Genomic DNA, 17,747 nt, shown 5'->3' on the forward strand with positions numbered 1-17,747 from the left:
CATTTAGTAAATAAAAAGTTTAGACTATTTACAGTATACTAATATTCTAGGTAGGTGAGAAAATGTTTAATCGCGAGCTAGTAAAAGGAAGCACTTCGTTGATTTTACTACAATTATTAGCGGAAAAAGAAATGTATGGATATGAGCTTGTAAAAGAAATGGAAAAAAGAAGCGATTATTCCTTGCAAGTAAAAGAAGGGACACTATACCCAGCGTTGCATAAATTGGAAAAACAAGAATATGTAGAATCTTTTTGGCGGGAATCAGAGAGAGGTCCTGCACGAAAATATTACCGTATTACAGACATTGGGAAAGAGATTCTATTGCAAAAAACAAGTGAATGGAAAAATTTTGTGCAAACAATTGATAAAGTAATTGGGAGAAAGGGAATATGATCGCTTCTAAACAGGAGTATTTACACCTGCTTCAGAAGAAGTTAAAAAACAACGTAAATCAATATGAAATAGTATTAGAATACGATCATCATTTATCCGAACTTTTAGAAGACATCTACATAGAACAGCGATTGGAAGAGAAAGATGCCATGAATATAGTGCTGAATAAATTTGGTACTCCAGATGAAATAGCGCAATTATATGCAGAAGAATTAACTGTAACTGCAAGCAAAACAAAATGGATCTTTTTTTTCTGTAATTTATTCTTTTTTATAGGAGGAATTTGTTTAACCATTTTTTATCATTATCTTTCTTTCCCGTTCATAAAGAAGATGTGGGCTTTTTTAACGAGCATCCCTTTTTATATTATTCTCCTTTATCTATTTTTTTGGCTGCTGCTTGGATATGAGGTAGGCAAGGAATTTGGACTTGGCGGGAAAAGGCTTTTGAAAAAAACATTTTACATATCATTGGCACCAAATCTTCTTTTAATGATGCTGGTTGTATTTCGGATAATTCCAATTGAGGTGTTTGCACCATTATTAACACCAGATTTTATATTACTATGTATAGCAGCAACTTTTTTCTTATATCCTATTTCTATATTAGGATTTCGGTTTGGAACAACAAGATCTGTTTAAGTTGTTCTGTCTGTCTGCTATGTAGAAATTCTATGTTGACAAGTCGTTTTATCTACCTAGAATAACTACTATGATAAACTACAAAGAAATACTATTTACCGATAACTATATAGAATTACTATGCAAAGGAGTTAAAAGAAAATGAATAAAAAAAATATCTTCTATTTATTTACCTGCTTTATATTATCGATTATTGCAGAAGTCACTTTGTTTAAAGGATCAATAGGAATCTCTTTAAGTATTTTTATCGTATTTTTTTATGGGGTGTATTTTTATTATGTAAAAGGAAAAGAAACGACCCATAAGTTGTTAGGAATGTATGTGTTTATTTGCATTTGGATTTTAACGTTAAGTTATGTGTTTATTGCAAATCCAGTTTTTTACGGATTGAACCTTCTTATCATTTTTTGCCTGCTGTTTATTCATACCAATCTTATCACTAGTCCAAAATTTATCGACTGGAGTTCTGCTTTGTTTCTTATCTATTTAGGAAAGAAAATAAGACAATTTATGACTTTTGGAAAAAAAATATCGATGTTTTTACTAAAAAAAGCAACCAAAAATACAAAACAAGGAACTTACGTGAAAACAAAAAAAGTTTTGCTTGGCCTAATTATTGCTTTTCCGATTGTAACGATCCTTATGATGTTGTTAAGTGCATCTGATGAAAAATTTAGTTCTTTTATGACAACGATTATCGAAAATATCATATCGATCAAAATGACAGAAGTCTGGATCGTAACGAGAGTAATTGTTCTATTTGTTTTATTTGTTATTGGTATAAAAACATTTGGACGTAAATCCGTTGTTGTTCCAGAAAAAAATATCACCAAGAGCGGTACATGGGATCATACCGTTGTAATGACCATCATTTTATCGATCAACTTTTTATATGTATTATTTACAATTGTGCAATTCCGATATTTTTTTAATGATGTATTAATAAAAGACTATACGTATGCAACGTATGCAAAAAAAGGCTTTTTTGAATTAATGTTTGTTACGGTTATTAATTTTCTTATGATTATATGTGTGAATACATTTACCTCAATAAAAACAAAGTTATTAAAAGTATTTTTGTCGATGATGGTTATGTTCAGTTTCGTTATGCTGTTATCTTCCCATTTGCGATTATCATTATATGAAGAAGCATATGGATATACGTATTTACGAGTGTTTTCCCATTCCTTTTTAGTATTATTAGCCGTCATTTTTGCGTTTACCATTATAAAAATCTGGATGGAAAAACTAAATCTTATCCGCATTTTCTTATTAACTTCTCTTTTATATTATTGTAGTTTAAATGTAATAAACATGGACCGAGTGATAGTTAGCCAAAACATTCATCGGTATGAAAAGACCGGTAATATAGATTTGCAATATTTGTCCTATTTATCAGATGCTTCTGTTCCATTATTAGTTGAGTTGTATAAAAAAGATACAACGAATGATGCTTTAAAGCAGCTGTTAAACGTAAAAAAACAAGAATTAACGAAAAGAGATTCCTCTTGGCAATCGTATAATGTAGCAGAAACTAAAGCAAAAAAAGCATTAACGGGAATAGAATAATAGAATGAATAACTGGGAGGATTCATCAATCATGTTATATTTTGTTGGTGCATGTACGCTCTTCGGTATCAAACAGTGGAAAATAAATAAAGGCTTGGCTGTTTTGTTTTTTGTACCTTGTGTTATTACGATTATTTCTAGGGATTTATTTATCTTTTAGTCTTTTTACAACGCTCTTTTCGTATAGATAGTTGCTTTTAAACGCGCAGCCTGAATACACTTCGTCCGTTTAGCGAGCGTCGAGCCTCCTCGTTGTGGGGATCTCGTCTTTCTCGCATTCCCACAGGAGTCTACGTGTATTCAGGCTGCTGAGTACTTCTTCTTCCATTTTTTTACGTAAACAAACTTTGAGAAAACAGCCTTTTACAATGATTATTTTGGAGGAATAGTTATGTTAAAGAACCTTTTTGCGATAATTTCAATACCTTTAGTTATTATTCACCTATTTATTCTTTACTTTTGGATTTTCGATTGGGAAAAGCTTGTAATGAAAATGGGGCAAATTAGTTGGATTGGTTCCATTCTATTAGGCATAGTGTTTTATCTAGCCTATCATTATTTATTCAAGACAGAAAAAAACATGATGGTTAGTAGAATAGTATTCTGTTCCACTTTAATAACCATTGTTTTAGGTGTACTTGCTTTATTAATTGAGTTAGCTACAAGTTTAATGCCATAAAAGGAATGAGTTGCTCAACGTATTGCCTGAAAAATAATAATACTAGGACGCTAGAAAAGAGGGGATTGGAATGGGGGTTTGGTATATTTTAATGTTCATTATTGGGATCGTTCTTATCATAACAGGTGCATTAAAAAAAGATGTTTCTTTTTCAGTTAAAATAGTTATCCTGTTATTTTTTCTTGGAATACTGATTATTATTTCCTCACTTATATTACTATTACCTGGTAGTTCCGACATTATTTCTGAGCTTTTGAAATGAATATTTATTCACTTAGTTGGCTTCATAGTTAAATTCGATTAAAACAAACGAATGGTTTGATAATACATAAAAACAATCGATTATGAGAGAGTTGAACATTTATCAATTTAAAAAATTAGGAGGGAAAATGAGCAAAAAACGACTTACCTTAATTTTTATATTCTTATTAATAGGAGTAATAGCTTTTAAGTATTTTTCAACCTATTCAGAACAATTGACAAAATCTACAAACCTTTCTAATGAATCTGTTGGTGGGGTAAAAATACATGAAAGCATAAATAAAACCAGTTTTATAAAACAATATGGCAAACCATTAGATAGAGAAGATAATGACTTATATGATTATTATCATTGGAAAGGTGGATTAGAAACTGCGTCTTTTCATTCTGGTAAAGGTAAAGGCTCCATTATGCGGTTAATAATTACTGGTACTGACAAAAAACCATTTGATAACCCTCTGCAAACTGCAAAAGGAATCAAATTAGGTGATACAAAAGAAAAGGTTCTTACTTTGTATGGGCATAATTATTATAAGAGTAATGAGCAAGGTGTAGACATAATCGGCTATATTGATCACAAACAAGGAATAACATTAGAATTTTGGTGTATCAATAGTGGTAAAGTTGCTGAAATTCGCTTAGATGACTCAAGGGTAAAGTAAAAGCAAATAACATTTACAATTGTTATATTGAAAAGTTAAGGCTGTTTTCAAAAGTTTGTTGTTTTTGAATAAAATGATAAACATGGTTGAAGCACTGAGCAGCAGGAATACACGAAGACTCCTACGGGAAAAGTGAAATAGGCGAGACCCCACAGGAGCGAAGCATTGATGCGGCTTGGCATTCGCCCGTGGAAAGCGAAGTGTATTCCTGCTGTGGGTTACATAACAACAAACTATACTAAAATGCCAAAATTAATTACGGAAAAATGAAACTGAGACACTTATTAAAGAGGCTAAATAAAATAAAAATAATCTTTAAAACTTTCGCAATAATAATTTTTTCTGCCCGTATCTTTTTTCTATTTTAAAACGTTATGATTATAGAAAGGAAAAAGGGAGGGAAATCATGAACGTTGACCAATTAACACCCGATAAAATGGAAATGGTTTTCGCAGAAAATTATCCTTTATTGCAAAATTATTGTAAATATCTTGGAATGAATAAATGGGAAAGGGAAGATATTGTTCAAGAAACATTTTTAAAAGCGTTAGAAAAGTATGAGGAAAAGGTTATTACCACTGCCTTACTAAAAAAAATGGTCTATAATCAATGGATTGATGAGATACGAAAAAATAAAAAATGGCAACTGGATCAACCAGATAAAAAAGAAAGCAACAAAAAAGAAATCGATACTTTAATGATGCTAGCAGAACATCTTGTAAACCAGCTTACCACCAAACAAGGGATTGTCTACTTGTTATCAGAAGGATTCAGTTATTCCTTAAAAGAGGTCGCCGAGGTTATTGGTTCATCAGAAGGAGCAGTAAAGTCTATTCTTTTTCGTGCAAGAACCAATTTAAAACAAAAATCATTTATACAAGAAGAAAAAGTAAGGGAAGTAGAAGTAGAGACTTTTAGGATTTTTTATGATGTGTTAAAAAAAGGAGATCCATCCTTATTATTGGAAGAGATTCGATCAAATCATATTTGTTTACAAACAGCCCCTGCAAAACAGAAGAATATGAAAGTTCGAAGCTGGTATTCTGGCTTATCAATGGCTGCATAGCCCTTATACTGCAGAAGGAGGAGAATAAAATGAGTGCAATTCCTTATGTTATCGAGCAAGCAAATGGCGGTGAACGGTCTTACGATATTTATTCCCGATTGTTAAAAGATCGAATCATTATGTTAGGCGACGAAATTAATGATCATGTTGCAAACAATATTGTGGCACAGCTTTTATTTCTAGCAGCGGATGATCCTGATAAAGATATTTCCCTTTATATTAACAGTCCAGGAGGATCGACAACAGCTGGTTTTGCTATTTTTGATACAATGCAATATATAAAACCAGATGTTCGAACTATATGTACAGGAATGGCAGCATCATTTGGCGCGCTGCTGCTTCTTGCAGGAGCAAAAGGGAAAAGATATGCTCTTCCAAATAGTGAAATAATGATTCATCAGCCATTAGGTGGAGCAAGAGGCCAAGCAACGGAAATCGAAATCACAGCAAAAAGAATTCTAAAACTAAAAGAACAAATTAACGGCATTATTGCAGAAAGAACTGGCCAAAAAATAGAAAAAGTAGCTGATGACACAGACCGGGATTATTATATGAGTGCAGAAGAAGCAAAAGTCTACGGGATTATTGATGATATTATTTTTTCGAAATAAACAAAAAAGGTTTCTTATCATTAAATAAATGAAAAGAAACCTTTTTGATTTAACAATAGAAAAGTAGGTGGATTTTCTATTTTTATGTATAATAAGAAGAATGGAAATAGTTTATTTTTTAAAGAAAGTACATAGGTGACAATATGAGATCAATTGAAGTAATTATAAATCCATCATTTGAAAAAGGAATAAAAAATGGAAATCCGTTATTGTATAAAGAGGCCCTTTTAAATGTATCAGGATTAGAAGAGGGACAAATTATTGATATAAAAAACAAGTCTAAGCAATTTCTAGGCAGAGGATATTTCGGAATTCAAAATAAAGGCGTAGGCTGGATTTTAACATTCGATTCTCAAACAGAAATTAATGAACAGTTTTTTGAAAGACAGCTGCTTGCAGCAATTGAAAAAAGAAAGGGATTAATACAGCAGGAAGATACAACAGCATTCCGTTTATTTAACGGCGAAGGAGACGGAATTGGCGGTTTTACCATCGATTGTTTTAACGATTATTTACTTATTCAATGGTACAGTAAAGGAATTTATGCATTTAAAGAGATGATCATTCAGGCACTTCAAAAATGTATGTCCTTTTCTGCTATTTACGAAAAAAAACGGTTTGACCAAAAAGGCAGTTATGTGGAAGACGATGATTTTGTCATAGGAAAAAGAGGGAAATTTCCAATTATCGTCAAAGAAAATGGCATGAACTATTCGGTTGACTTAAATGACGGAGCGATGGTTGGAATCTTTTTGGATCAAAGGGAAGTTCGAAAAACGATCCGGGACAAATATGCAAAAGGAAAAGATGTACTGAATACATTTTCGTATACAGGAGCTTTTTCTGTTGCTGCTGCATTAGGTGGAAGTAAATCGACAACAAGTGTAGATTTGGCAAATCGAAGCAGAGCAAAAACAACCGAAAATTTTACTATTAATGAAATTGATCTTGCTGCACAAAAAATTATCGTAGAAGATGTTTTTCATTATTTTAAATATGCAGTAAAAAAAGAATTGTTGTTTGATATGGTCATATTAGATCCACCAAGCTTTGCTCGGTCAAAAAAGCATACATTTAGTGCGGCAAAAGATTATACTAGTTTGTTGAAAGAAGCAATTAGCATTACAAAGAAAAATGGCATTATTGTTGCATCTACAAATTGCAGTACTTTTGATATGAAAAAATTTAAACGTTTTATCCTAGATGCGTTTGAAAACAAGCCTAATCGTTATGAAATAGTAGAGGAATTTCAGCTTCCTGCAGATTTTCGTTCAATTAACATACTGAAAGAAAGCAATTATTTAAAAGTGGTTTTTTTGCAAAAAAAATAACCTATTGAAGAAGACGCGCAACGAAGAAAGCAAGCGCTTGCCAATAGCCTAAGAAGTAAGTATTTACATCCATAACATAACCTAGTAATCTAATACCTGAAGGACGACATTAAACTACATAACAGAATGGGGACAAGCTTAATGGTGAAAGCAATATTTTTTGATTTAGATGATACATTATTATGGGATAAAAAAAGTGTAAAAGAAGCTTTTGTGAAAACATGTCAACTAGCAGAAAAAAAATATGGGGTAGATTTGGAACAAATGGAAGAAGCGGTGCGAAAAGAAGCCCGTTCATTATATGAGGGATATGAAACTTATTCCTTTACACAAATGATTGGCATCAATCCTTTTGAAGGGTTATGGGGAGAATTTTTAGATGATCATGATTCATTTCGAAAAATGAAGGACATTGTTCCGTTCTACAGAAAAGATGCTTGGACAAAAGGATTGGCAGCTATTGGAATTGAAGATAAAGAATTTGGGGAAGAGTTGGCAGAAGCATTTCCTAAGTTCAGAAAAGAATCTCCTTTTGTTTACGAAGAAACGTTTGCCGTATTAGATCAACTAAAGGACAAATACAAGTTGGTGTTGATAACAAACGGTTCACCACATTTGCAAAATACGAAATTAACAATTACTCCAGAAATCGCCCCTTATTTTGATGAGATTATAATTTCTGGAGCATTTGGAAAAGGGAAGCCAGATCCATCAATATTTGATTATGCATTATCATTAGTACAGCTGAACAAGGAAGATGTATTAATGGTAGGCGATAATTTAATGACTGACGTTCTTGGTGCAAATAGAGCGGGAATTAAATCTGTATGGATTAATCGTGAAAATAACAAATATAATGAAGTAGTACCAACTTTTGAAATTACAAATCTTCATGAATTATTCGGATTAATTGAATCACTTTCTAAATAAAATAAATCAAAAAAACAGGAAAAGGAATGAATAATCTTTTTTCCTGTTTTTTAATTTTATAGAAAATTATAGACGAAACGGAGTTGTGGAAAACTTAGCGGTTGGTCCGCATCTAGCTTCGACGTACAGGACATACTTGCGCTTTTGTTCTTCGGCAGATTAATCTTCTGAGTCTGTGCTTTCAATTGGTAATAGATGCCTATATGGTACAGGCGAAGCTAAAATAACTGATGTATTGATCGTTCCATATGGTATTAAGCGATCAACAAGTTGTCTCATCCCGTCAATGCCAGATACAGCTGCTTTTATCGTATAGCTGATAGGTCCTGTCACTCGATGACATTCAATGATGTCTTCTTCTGTTTTAATATAGTCTTCAAAGGTTTGAGCATCTTCTTTTAATTCGCTTATTTGAATAAAAAGCAATGTTTCCCTTCCTAGCATAGCAGGGGAAACTCTTGCGCTAAATTCTAAGATGATTCCTTTTTCCTGCAGTCTTAATAATCTTTCCGAAACACTTGGTCGACTTAACGCTAATTGTTTGGATAAATCACTAACCGTAATTCTTCCATCTTCCTGTAAAATTTTTAATAATTGTATATCTACTTTATCCATCTTAAGCTCCTTAAACAAAATGTAATGGAAATATCTAAAATAAATACGAAATTTAAGTATAAATGTAATGTTTTATGCTTTTTGATAAGTGGAAATGCATTATTCATTCTATCATTAATATGTTCATAATGCCACAGCGTCACTACATTACTGCTTTTCCACTAAACCAAACGCTTCTACTCTTTTTTAGAGAGAATTTTAAATAAGAGAATAATAAAGATTTATCGTTCTGATTATAAAACAATTGACATTGATAATCATTTTCATTTAAAATAAAAACAAATAAACGAACAACATTTCTAAAGTGAGCGTTCATTCGATAAAATTGGAAGGGTAGGGAAGGGAATGAAAAATAACTACATTGTCGCAAAGTCATTTCAATATATAATTGAATGCACTTGTCCTAGTCCAGATCATTCTTTTATGATTGATTTACATAAAGGGGACATTATTACTGTTACAGATGAGCAAAAGTATGTGGATACACTTGGCTGGTTGGTCCTTGTATTAATAAAAGATCACAGAATTTACATGTACTCACAAGAACTAGAAGAGTTTGTTAAGGAAGAAAAAATCTATTCTGTTATGGATTTAGAATTAAGAATAAATTATTTACAATTTAAAGTGAATGAAACATTAGATAGTATGGATAAAAATAATTTCTCCTTATATGCAAAAGAGCTTATTCAGCTGAAAGAAATACAAGAAAGTGTTGCGGTTCGATAAGAAATTTTTGAATAATAAGAAAAGCAGAACGACTTGACCAGCCCCGAAGAAAAATGTTCTCTTGGCTCAAAAAGAGTCTTTTGCTTTTAGAGCCAAGAGTTTATCTTTCACAGGGGCTAGGCGCTGGAGCTAGACAGCTACCTAACTTGAAGCATATAAATTATGACAATAATAAGAAAAAACCAGGTGAAGAGGATCCTGGTTTTTTTCTAATAAAGTTGCTAGCATTACATTGTACAAGCAATCTATTTGCAAACATTTTTCCAAAAGTTTACTATGAGGGTATATTAGTAAAAAAAATTGGAGAAATTCAGGAGGGAAGATAGGGTGAAGGTTAAAGTAAATAGACATGCAGAAAAAGTGTTGAAGCAAATGTTAAGCAAGGCAAAAGAAGAAGAAAAAATCCGTGTTTACATAACAGAGCATCATGGCAACCATGCCCATTATGATGTAAAATTAGATAAGCAAACAGAACATGATGAAATAGTACAAACAGATAAGGATGTAGAAGTATTATTAGATACACGTGAATCAGACTTTTTAGACGGGGTTTGGGTTCAGTATTTCCATGTTCCAGAACCTGGGTTTGTGATTTATAATCCACAAAAAGAACATCATCATCATTAATCCAACGTTTTGTCTTCTTTTTCCCCAATTGAGAAAGGAGACAGCGTTTTTTATTTATCATAAAACACGGATATAAAAAAGGGAATTTTAACCATATATTACCTAATCAGAACGTATTGATATAAAAATTAGATGAATCAATAGTGATTTATCGTATCTATCTATTAATAAACGTTAATTGTTAATGAATTTTTCTAAAAATAATGATAGGATTAATTTATAGAGTTTATAATGTTTGAAATAATATTTAGATTAAGGGATGGTAATCTAATGACAACAAGATTAAAAGTAAATGAAAGCAGTCTTCCTCTAAGAAAAGATGTAAAACAATTAGGTTATATATTAGGAGAAATTCTTGTTCACCATGGTGGCCAGGAGCTTTTAGAGAAAGTAGAAACAATTCGTAAAATAGCAAAAGAGCTTCGCCAAAACTATAATGAATCTACATATAATGAATTAAAAGCAGAGATGGAAAAGCTAGAAAGGCCGATGCGTCGCCAAGTAATTCGAGCTTTCTCCAAATATTTTCATTTAGTGAATGTGGCCGAACAAAATCATCGTATTAGACGCAGAAGGGACTATCAGCTGTTAGACGAAAAAGGCATTCAGCCAGATTCTATTCAAAGTGCGATCCAGACGTTTAAAAGTAAAAATTTATCTGAGTCTGAAATTCAAAAAGTTCTGAATACACTTTCATTAGAATTAATTATTACAGCTCACCCAACTGAATCTACTAAACGATCGATTTTAGAGATTCAAAAACGAATTGCTGATTTATTAAAACAATCGGATAACCCTCTATTAACAAAAAAAGAACGTAAAAAAATAGAGGAAGACTTATTTAATGAAATTACGATTATGTGGCAAACGGATGAATTGCGATTTCAAAAGCCATCTGTTATGGATGAAGTGCGAAATGGATTGTATTATTTTGATCAAACGTTATTTGACGTTTTGCCAGAGATTCATCAAGAAGTACAGGATGCGCTTCACCAAAACTATCCAAACTTTAATTGGAATGTTCCAAATTTTTTATCATTTGGTTCGTGGATTGGTGGAGACAGAGATGGAAATCCGAATGTAACACCAGAAGTAACGTGGGAAACGTTGCATAAACAAAATCAGTTAGTCATAACTAAGTATACGGATGCGGTTGTAGAGCTTATGAAACGTTTTAGTCATTCCACAAACCGCGTGGAAGTTAGTCCAACATTAATGCAAACGATTAATGAGGAAGAACAATTGTACTTATCAGATGAGAAAAAGTGGCCAGTCGATAAAGAAGTGTACCGCAGAAAATTTGCTGTTATGATTGAAAGATTAAAGCAAGTTGGAATCTCTGATAAAGGCTATCAAAACGCTGATGAATTATTGCAGGATTTAATCATCATAAAAGAAAGCATCAAAAATCATCAACCGAAAAATCATGAACAAAAATTGCTGCAAAAACTAATTCGTCAAGTTCAACTGTTTGGATTTCACTTAGCTACTTTAGATATTCGCAATCATAGCGGAGAACATGAAGCTGCTATATCCGAAATTTTAAGAAAAGTTCGTATTACAGACGATTACAGCAGTTTAAGTGAAGCCGAAAAAGTGAAGGTGCTGGAGGAAGTATTAAAAAATCCAAGACCAATTTTGCTTTTGAACGAAGATTATTCGAAAGAAACACAAGAAATGATCAAAGTCTTTACGATGATTCGAGATGCGCATAAAAAGTTTGGCAAACGTGCTATTTCCGTATATTTAATTAGTATGACACAAGCACCAAGTGATATTTTAGAAGTGTTAGTATTAGCAAAAGAAGCAGGAATATACCGTTTGCATGCGGACGGTTCTGTGGAAAGCCACTTAAATGTTGCACCATTGCTTGAAACAATCGACGACTTGATTGCAGGACCAGAGATAATGGAAACATTGTTCAATCTGCCTGTTTATAAAGAGCATCTGAAACAACATAATAATCAACAGGAAATCATGTTAGGATATTCAGATGGAAGCAAGGATGGCGGCACACTTACTGCAAACTGGAAACTGTATAAGGCGCAGCGTGAAATCCATGAGATGGCAAGCGGCTATAATATTGGGTTGAAATTTTTCCATGGACGCGGCGGTTCACTCGGTCGAGGCGGCGGCCCGCTAAATAAGAGCATATTATCCCAGCCACCGGAAACATTAGGAGATGGAGTGAAAATTACAGAGCAAGGGGAAGTATTATCTTCAAGATATCTATTAGAAGATATTGCTTTTAGAAGTCTTGAACAAGCAACTTCTACGTTGTTAACAGCTTTTGCTCATATTTCTCAAGATGATGACAAACTGGATGAGAAAGCAAAATGGGAATCAACGATGGAAGAAATTTCATCTTTTGCATTAGAAAAATACCAATCGTTAGTTTTCTGCGATCCTGACTTTTTAACTTATTTTAAAGAAGCAACACCTTTAAATGAAATAGGAAATTTAAAAATTGGTTCTAGACCAATGGCTAGAAAAAATAAAACAAGCTTTGAAGATCTTCGTGCTATTCCCTGGGTGTTTGCTTGGACTCAAAGTAGACAGTTATTACCTGGATGGTATGCAGCAGGAACGGGTCTTTATGAATATACACAGATGGGTGACAATCATTTAGCAACCCTTCAAGAAATGTATAAAAAATGGCCGTTTTTCCGTTCAACGATTGATAACTTGCAAATGGCATTAATGAAAGCAGATTTAACGACTGCAAGAGAATATTCTTCTTTAGTAGAAAATGAAGAAATCGGCAAAAGAATTTATGAGAACATTAAAGAAGAATATAATAAAACAAAATCAATCTTGCTGCAAATTACAGAAGAAGAGCAATTATTGGATCATACACCTTCCATTCAAGAATCGGTTTACAGACGTAATCCGTATGTGGATCCATTAAACTTCTTCCAAGTAGAATTAATTAAGCAGCTACGTGAACAAGAAACTCCAGATCCAGAATTAATGAACCAAGTTTTATTAACGATTAATGGAATAGCAGCTGGGTTACGCAATACAGGCTGATCCATTAAAAATGAAAAAGAAGAGAAAAGGAAAATAAACCTTTCTCTTCTTTCTACTTTATAAGAATAGGTATTAATATGCTTCTAAAAATTCTTCTACCTGTTCTGGTGTTTTTGCATTTGCACTATGCAAATGACCGGTTTTATCGCCGTTTTTGAAAATTAATAAACTTGGAATACCCATTACATCAAATTTTTCTGCAATGCTTGGTAGTTCGTCTTTATTTAAACTGTACCATTTTTTATCGCTATTTGCTGCGATAATATCATCAATAAAAAGGTCCATTCTTGTACAGTCAGGGCACCATGTAGTAAAAAATTTAATAATATTGGTTTCTCCATTTTGAATAATTTGTTCAAATTCTTCTACTGTTTGTATTTCTTTCATCATACACCTCGATAAGCATTTATTTACTGTTAGTATTGTGATAAAAACACTAACACTATAATTATAAACAAAAGATGAAAATTTTTCTCGTTTTCTGCTTAATTGTCGACTTTGGTCTTGATATTATCTTTCTTTATATACTATGATATTAAAATGCTGTAAAAAACTGCTTTACGCTATACTTTCTAAAGTATTCGTTATATTAGCCATCATTTGGTCATATAATTAGAGGTAGGGCTGCTAGTAACAAGGAGGATATAGATGAGCGCAACAAAAATAACGATTTTACCAGTTGAAAACATGTACATAAAATTAGTATTATCCATTCAGGATATGGATAAAGATAAACTAGAAGATTTAGGAGATTCTTTTTTACTGAAGATGAATAAAAAAAGTAAAAGTGGAAACGAACTGAATTTTTCAATTTTCTTTAATAAGAAATTAATAAACAAACCTGTCAGAACATCTAATCCGACTATTTCCATCACAAAAAATAAGCACCTTGTATCATTAGAGGTAACTATTATGCTTGAGTTAAACGAAGTAAGTAAAGAAGAATCGTTTTATTGGATTAAAAAAGAGTATGCAACTACTCCACCGTTTGAAATTTCTTATAAAATGAATCCAAGCTATTATGATAAAAAGATAGGTCAGCATCTTGTGGAAGTTAGTACGGATAAGACTAATTAATTATGTAGGCTGTTTTCTCAAAGTTTGTTGTATTTTACGTAAAAAAATGGGAGAAGAAGTACTCAGCAGACTGAATACACGTAGACTCCTGTGGGAATGCGAGAAAGACGAGACCCCACAGGAGCGTATGCGACGAGGAGGCTCGACGCTCGCTAAACGGACGAAGTGTATTCAGTCTGCGATTTTAAAAGCAACATTCTATACGAAAACAGCCCATTATGTAAAAGAGCAAAGGCTCCATCAATCGATATGATGGAGCCTTTTAAGCAAGAATTATTTAATCAGCCCAAGTGATTTTAATCCATTATAAATACCAGAATCTGTTACAGATGTCGTTTTATGTTTAGCATAGGAAAATAGTCGTTCATCTGCATTGCCCATCGCAAAGCCTTCTCCAACGATACTTAACATTTCTTTATCATTTAATCCATCACCGAAAGCAATTGCTTCTTCTTTTTTAAATTGTAGTGTATTTAAAATCTTCGAAACGGCTTTCCCTTTATTCACTTTATCACTAATCACATCATAAGCATGTCTAAATCCTTCAATATTTACTTGTGATAAATGTATGTTTTCAAACTGTTCATACCGGTGTATATCTTCCTCTTTTGCATGAATGATCGTTATTCCTAAAATATTGTCTATTTCCTCTTCCGTATAAGTTTTATTTTTATGTAAATGAAATTTTCTTGCAAATTCTTTTGTTATAGGACTGTTAGGATGTGTTAATAAATTATGTGTACTAGTATATAAAAATAATTCATTGTTGTTTTGTTGTGCGATTTGTACATACGATTTGACTAGTTCCGGACTTATTGGTTCTTTTAATACATCTGTTCCTTTATAAATGGCATATGCACCATTATAGCCAATAAAGGATTCAATACTAAGTGTTTCAGCAATTTCAGCAATTTCATGCAGTGGTCTTCCTGTTGCCAAAAACACTTCTATCCCTTGTGCTTTCATTAATTGAACCGCTTTTTTTGTGCTGTCTTCCATTGTGTCATCTGGACGTAAAATGGTTCCATCTATATCAAGAAACAATATTTTATATGTACTCATTATTTCCTCCAATCTCTTCATTCTAATGCTTAAAATTACCGATACAACTATTTATTTTACCATATATTTATTGGCGTAAGAAAGCTAGAGCATAAGGATAACGATCCAATAAGTCAGAGGTATGTTAACCATGCTCTAGCAATTATTTTTACCAAAAATGCCACCATTGTTTTTTCTTCTCATTTTCTGCTGCTGTATTTCGGAAACTTTGCACTAGATTTTGAAAGGTCTGTTCTCGTTCTCTAATTTCTTTATGAAGCTGCTCTCGTTCTAGTTGCAATGTTTCCAATATATAATGATCATTTTGATGCAGTTGTTCAACCGATTTATTTATTACTTCATTTGATTTTGATAATTGTTCGATCATCGATTTTATTTCTTTGGAAGAAGAATGAGAGGATGTCCATTGTTTAGAGTATGTTTTCCGTTCCGCTTTTGAATTGGCAGTTAACTTGCAAATGTTTCCCCGTAGTTCTTCAAAGTTTGACTGGCTTTTGTTTACACTTGTATGTATGGTGCTCGCTAAACTTTCCATATTTTCCTTGATTTTTTCATTTGATTCTTCTATCGCTGCAGATAGACTGCTCGCCACTTCAGACCGGCTTATTCTTATTTCCTGCTTAATATTTTCTAACACATCTTTCTGAATGCAGTTTTGAATTTCTTCTTTTATTTCCTCTAAAAAATCTTCTTTATATTTTTCTAAAGAAGAAAAAAATACGTTGCGATTATGTTCGGCAATGGCAGAGCCTTCATCAATAGCATTTTTATTTGGTGACTGTTGATGAAGTACTTCTTCATTAGATGGTAAACATGGTTGTTCTTGCTTTGGATGAAGAAGCATAGTTAATCTTTCTTTTACTTCTGATTTTGGTCTATTATTTGCATACAAATTTTTGGCTTCGACTAATAGTGATAATTCTTTATCTGTATAATACCTAGACCCATTATTACGACGGGGAATCAATAGTACATCTTCTAATTCCTTTTCCCATTTCTTTATCGTATTTCGAGAGGTTGTCAGTTTTTTTGATACTTCAAAAAGAGAATAGGATTTCATTAATATCGCTCCTTGTTATTTGTTTTAGTGATTCAAGCACTGATAAGAATGTTGGTGTATATATATTTTTATATCTTCCGCTCCTTTTCCTGCGACAAGACAAAAGCTATCAAAACTTCTAATAAGTAGACATTTTTCATCAAAATAGTAAATGGAAAGAATATCTCGGTGTTGTTTTGAAGAAAAAGGTGAACAATATTAGGTATTAGAAGGATTTTTTCACTTAAAGTTTTTTGTAATAGAGGTGATTGTTGCTATGTGGAAAAAATATATGTGCGTAATGATTATTATTATTTTACTCGTTCCAATAAATAATGGTTACGGGAAGGAGTTGAATCAGTCGTTTCAAGCATCGTTGCGAATTCTTGAAACGACTGATATTCATGCTCATATTCTCGAATATGATTATGAAAAAAAAAGAAGAACGATTGAATATGGATTAGACAGAACAGCTAGTCTTATTCAGCAAGCGAGAAAAGATCAAGACAATACGTTGTTATTTGATGTTGGCGATGTAATAAAAGGAAATGCATTAGCAGATTATGTGGCATCAAGTCATGTACTGTACTATACCGATATTCATCCTGCTTATAAAAGTATGAACCTTTTAAAGTATGATGCAGCAACCGTTGGAAATCATGAATTTAATTATGGACTTGATTTTTTACTAAAAAGCATTAAAGGTGCAGATTTTCCTTTTGTAAATGCTAATATTTATGTGGATGATCAAAATGATTATGAGCAAGATGATATTCATTTTTTTTCACCTTATATCATCATCGATAAAGAAGTAACGACGAAGGATGGGCAAAAAAGGAAATTAAAAGTAGGAGTGCTTGGATTAATTACGCCAATAACTGCTGAATGGGATAAAGAGCATTTAAAACATAAAGTGAAAATAAAAAATATGCAAGAAACAGCAAAAGAAATAGTCCCAAAGATGAAGAAAGAAGGAGCAGATATTATTATTGCCCTTGTTCATGCAGGTTTGCAGTCCGATAACGGTTTAAAAGAAAAAAAAGGGAATAATGTAAAAGATGTTAGCAAAGTAGACGGAATCGATGTTATTTTATACGGACATTCCCATAGTTTATTCCCAAAAAAAGGAGAAAAAAGCTATTTATATGTGCAACATGATACTGGAAAAATAAATGGCAAGCCAGCAGTTCAAGCAGGTTTTTGGGGAAATCATTTAGGGATTATTGACTTAACATTAGAGCAAAAAGATGGAAAATGGCGTATAATTGAATCGAAATCTTTAGCAAAACCAATTATTCGTATTATTAAAGGTAAAAAAGTACCGATTGTATCTCCTTATCAGCCAATCGAGTATTTGATGAAAACATATCATCAAGAAACGCTTGACTTTTTGGAAAAAAATAATCAAAAACATAAGTAAATATGG

The 17,747-nt window shown here is 32.4% G+C and carries 19 protein-coding genes; 15 read left to right on the forward strand and 4 right to left on the reverse strand.

Going from position 1 to position 17,747, the window contains the following annotated elements; genetic code table 11:
* Positions 1-62: 62 nt before the first annotated feature.
* From ACTXGU_RS00650 to ACTXGU_RS00695, 10 genes are all read left to right on the forward strand, one after another.
* Entirely contained in the window at positions 63-395 is a 333-nt protein-coding gene (locus tag ACTXGU_RS00650) for a PadR family transcriptional regulator (protein WP_443479558.1), read from the forward strand.
* Entirely contained in the window at positions 392-1,036 is a 645-nt protein-coding gene (locus ACTXGU_RS00655; protein ID WP_443479559.1) for a hypothetical protein, read from the forward strand. Before ACTXGU_RS00650 ends, ACTXGU_RS00655 begins: the two co-directional genes overlap by 4 nt.
* A gap of 141 nt (positions 1,037-1,177) precedes the next feature.
* On the forward strand, positions 1,178-2,605 hold the full coding sequence (locus ACTXGU_RS00660; RefSeq protein ID WP_443479560.1) for a DUF4153 domain-containing protein: 1,428 nt from the start codon (positions 1,178-1,180) through the stop codon (positions 2,603-2,605).
* Positions 2,606-2,996: 391 nt separating this feature from the next.
* Entirely contained in the window at positions 2,997-3,284 is a 288-nt protein-coding gene (locus ACTXGU_RS00665) for a hypothetical protein (RefSeq protein ID WP_443479561.1), read from the forward strand.
* A gap of 70 nt (positions 3,285-3,354) precedes the next feature.
* Complete coding sequence (locus tag ACTXGU_RS00670; RefSeq protein WP_443479562.1) at positions 3,355-3,546, forward strand: hypothetical protein; 192 nt, start codon at positions 3,355-3,357, stop codon at positions 3,544-3,546.
* Between the two features lie 127 nt (positions 3,547-3,673).
* The gene (locus tag ACTXGU_RS00675; RefSeq protein ID WP_443479563.1) at positions 3,674-4,207 is read left to right on the forward strand and encodes a hypothetical protein; all 534 of its coding nucleotides are present in this window, start codon (positions 3,674-3,676) and stop codon (positions 4,205-4,207) included.
* A gap of 406 nt (positions 4,208-4,613) precedes the next feature.
* Positions 4,614-5,273 carry a sigma-70 family RNA polymerase sigma factor gene (locus tag ACTXGU_RS00680; protein ID WP_443479564.1) on the forward strand — a complete coding sequence of 220 codons (660 nt, stop codon included), beginning with the start codon at positions 4,614-4,616 and terminating at the stop codon, positions 5,271-5,273.
* A gap of 8 nt (positions 5,274-5,281) precedes the next feature.
* Positions 5,282-5,884, forward strand: a complete 603-nt coding sequence (gene clpP, locus ACTXGU_RS00685; protein ID WP_443479798.1) for an ATP-dependent Clp endopeptidase proteolytic subunit ClpP — start codon at positions 5,282-5,284, stop codon at positions 5,882-5,884.
* A gap of 143 nt (positions 5,885-6,027) precedes the next feature.
* Positions 6,028-7,215 carry a class I SAM-dependent rRNA methyltransferase gene (locus ACTXGU_RS00690; protein WP_443479565.1) on the forward strand — a complete coding sequence of 396 codons (1,188 nt, stop codon included), beginning with the start codon at positions 6,028-6,030 and terminating at the stop codon, positions 7,213-7,215.
* 141 nt (positions 7,216-7,356) lie between these two features.
* Positions 7,357-8,145 (forward strand): HAD family hydrolase, encoded by a 789-nt coding sequence (locus ACTXGU_RS00695; protein ID WP_443479566.1) that lies wholly within the window; start codon positions 7,357-7,359, stop codon positions 8,143-8,145.
* Positions 8,146-8,304: 159 nt separating this feature from the next.
* Here ACTXGU_RS00695 and ACTXGU_RS00700 read toward each other — a convergent pair whose 3' ends face one another.
* Positions 8,305-8,760 carry an Lrp/AsnC family transcriptional regulator gene (locus ACTXGU_RS00700; protein ID WP_443479567.1) on the reverse strand — a complete coding sequence of 152 codons (456 nt, stop codon included), beginning with the start codon at positions 8,758-8,760 and terminating at the stop codon, positions 8,305-8,307.
* Between the two features lie 345 nt (positions 8,761-9,105).
* Between ACTXGU_RS00700 and ACTXGU_RS00705 the strand changes: the two genes are divergently transcribed.
* From ACTXGU_RS00705 to ppc, 3 genes are all read left to right on the forward strand, one after another.
* Positions 9,106-9,486 carry a hypothetical protein gene (locus tag ACTXGU_RS00705; protein ID WP_443479568.1) on the forward strand — a complete coding sequence of 127 codons (381 nt, stop codon included), beginning with the start codon at positions 9,106-9,108 and terminating at the stop codon, positions 9,484-9,486.
* Positions 9,487-9,813: 327 nt separating this feature from the next.
* On the forward strand, positions 9,814-10,113 hold the full coding sequence (locus ACTXGU_RS00710) for an iron-sulfur cluster assembly accessory protein (protein ID WP_443479569.1): 300 nt from the start codon (positions 9,814-9,816) through the stop codon (positions 10,111-10,113).
* 270 nt (positions 10,114-10,383) lie between these two features.
* Positions 10,384-13,143: a phosphoenolpyruvate carboxylase gene (ppc, locus tag ACTXGU_RS00715; RefSeq protein WP_443479570.1), complete on the forward strand. Its 2,760-nt coding sequence runs from the start codon at positions 10,384-10,386 to the stop codon at positions 13,141-13,143.
* Positions 13,144-13,215: 72 nt separating this feature from the next.
* On the opposite strand, the gene ACTXGU_RS00720 is transcribed toward ppc, so the two are convergent.
* A complete protein-coding gene (locus tag ACTXGU_RS00720; protein ID WP_443479571.1) occupies positions 13,216-13,530 on the reverse strand; it encodes a thioredoxin family protein in 315 nt (104 codons plus the stop codon).
* Between the two features lie 261 nt (positions 13,531-13,791).
* Here ACTXGU_RS00720 and ACTXGU_RS00725 point away from each other — a divergent pair, with 261 nt between their 5' ends.
* The gene (locus tag ACTXGU_RS00725; RefSeq protein ID WP_443479572.1) at positions 13,792-14,220 is read left to right on the forward strand and encodes a hypothetical protein; all 429 of its coding nucleotides are present in this window, start codon (positions 13,792-13,794) and stop codon (positions 14,218-14,220) included.
* 273 nt (positions 14,221-14,493) lie between these two features.
* On the opposite strand, the gene ACTXGU_RS00730 is transcribed toward ACTXGU_RS00725, so the two are convergent.
* Positions 14,494-15,282, reverse strand: a complete 789-nt coding sequence (locus tag ACTXGU_RS00730) for an HAD family hydrolase (protein ID WP_443479573.1) — start codon at positions 15,280-15,282, stop codon at positions 14,494-14,496.
* A gap of 148 nt (positions 15,283-15,430) precedes the next feature.
* Positions 15,431-16,342 (reverse strand): MerR family transcriptional regulator, encoded by a 912-nt coding sequence (locus ACTXGU_RS00735; protein ID WP_443479574.1) that lies wholly within the window; start codon positions 16,340-16,342, stop codon positions 15,431-15,433.
* A gap of 256 nt (positions 16,343-16,598) precedes the next feature.
* Between ACTXGU_RS00735 and ACTXGU_RS00740 the strand changes: the two genes are divergently transcribed.
* Entirely contained in the window at positions 16,599-17,741 is a 1,143-nt protein-coding gene (locus ACTXGU_RS00740) for a metallophosphoesterase (RefSeq protein WP_443479575.1), read from the forward strand.
* The last annotated feature ends 6 nt before the right edge of the window (positions 17,742-17,747 follow it).

The sequence above is a fragment of the Niallia sp. 01092 genome (genome assembly GCF_052318935.1).
In the GTDB taxonomy this organism is placed as follows: Bacteria; Bacillota; Bacilli; order Bacillales; family Cytobacillaceae; genus Niallia.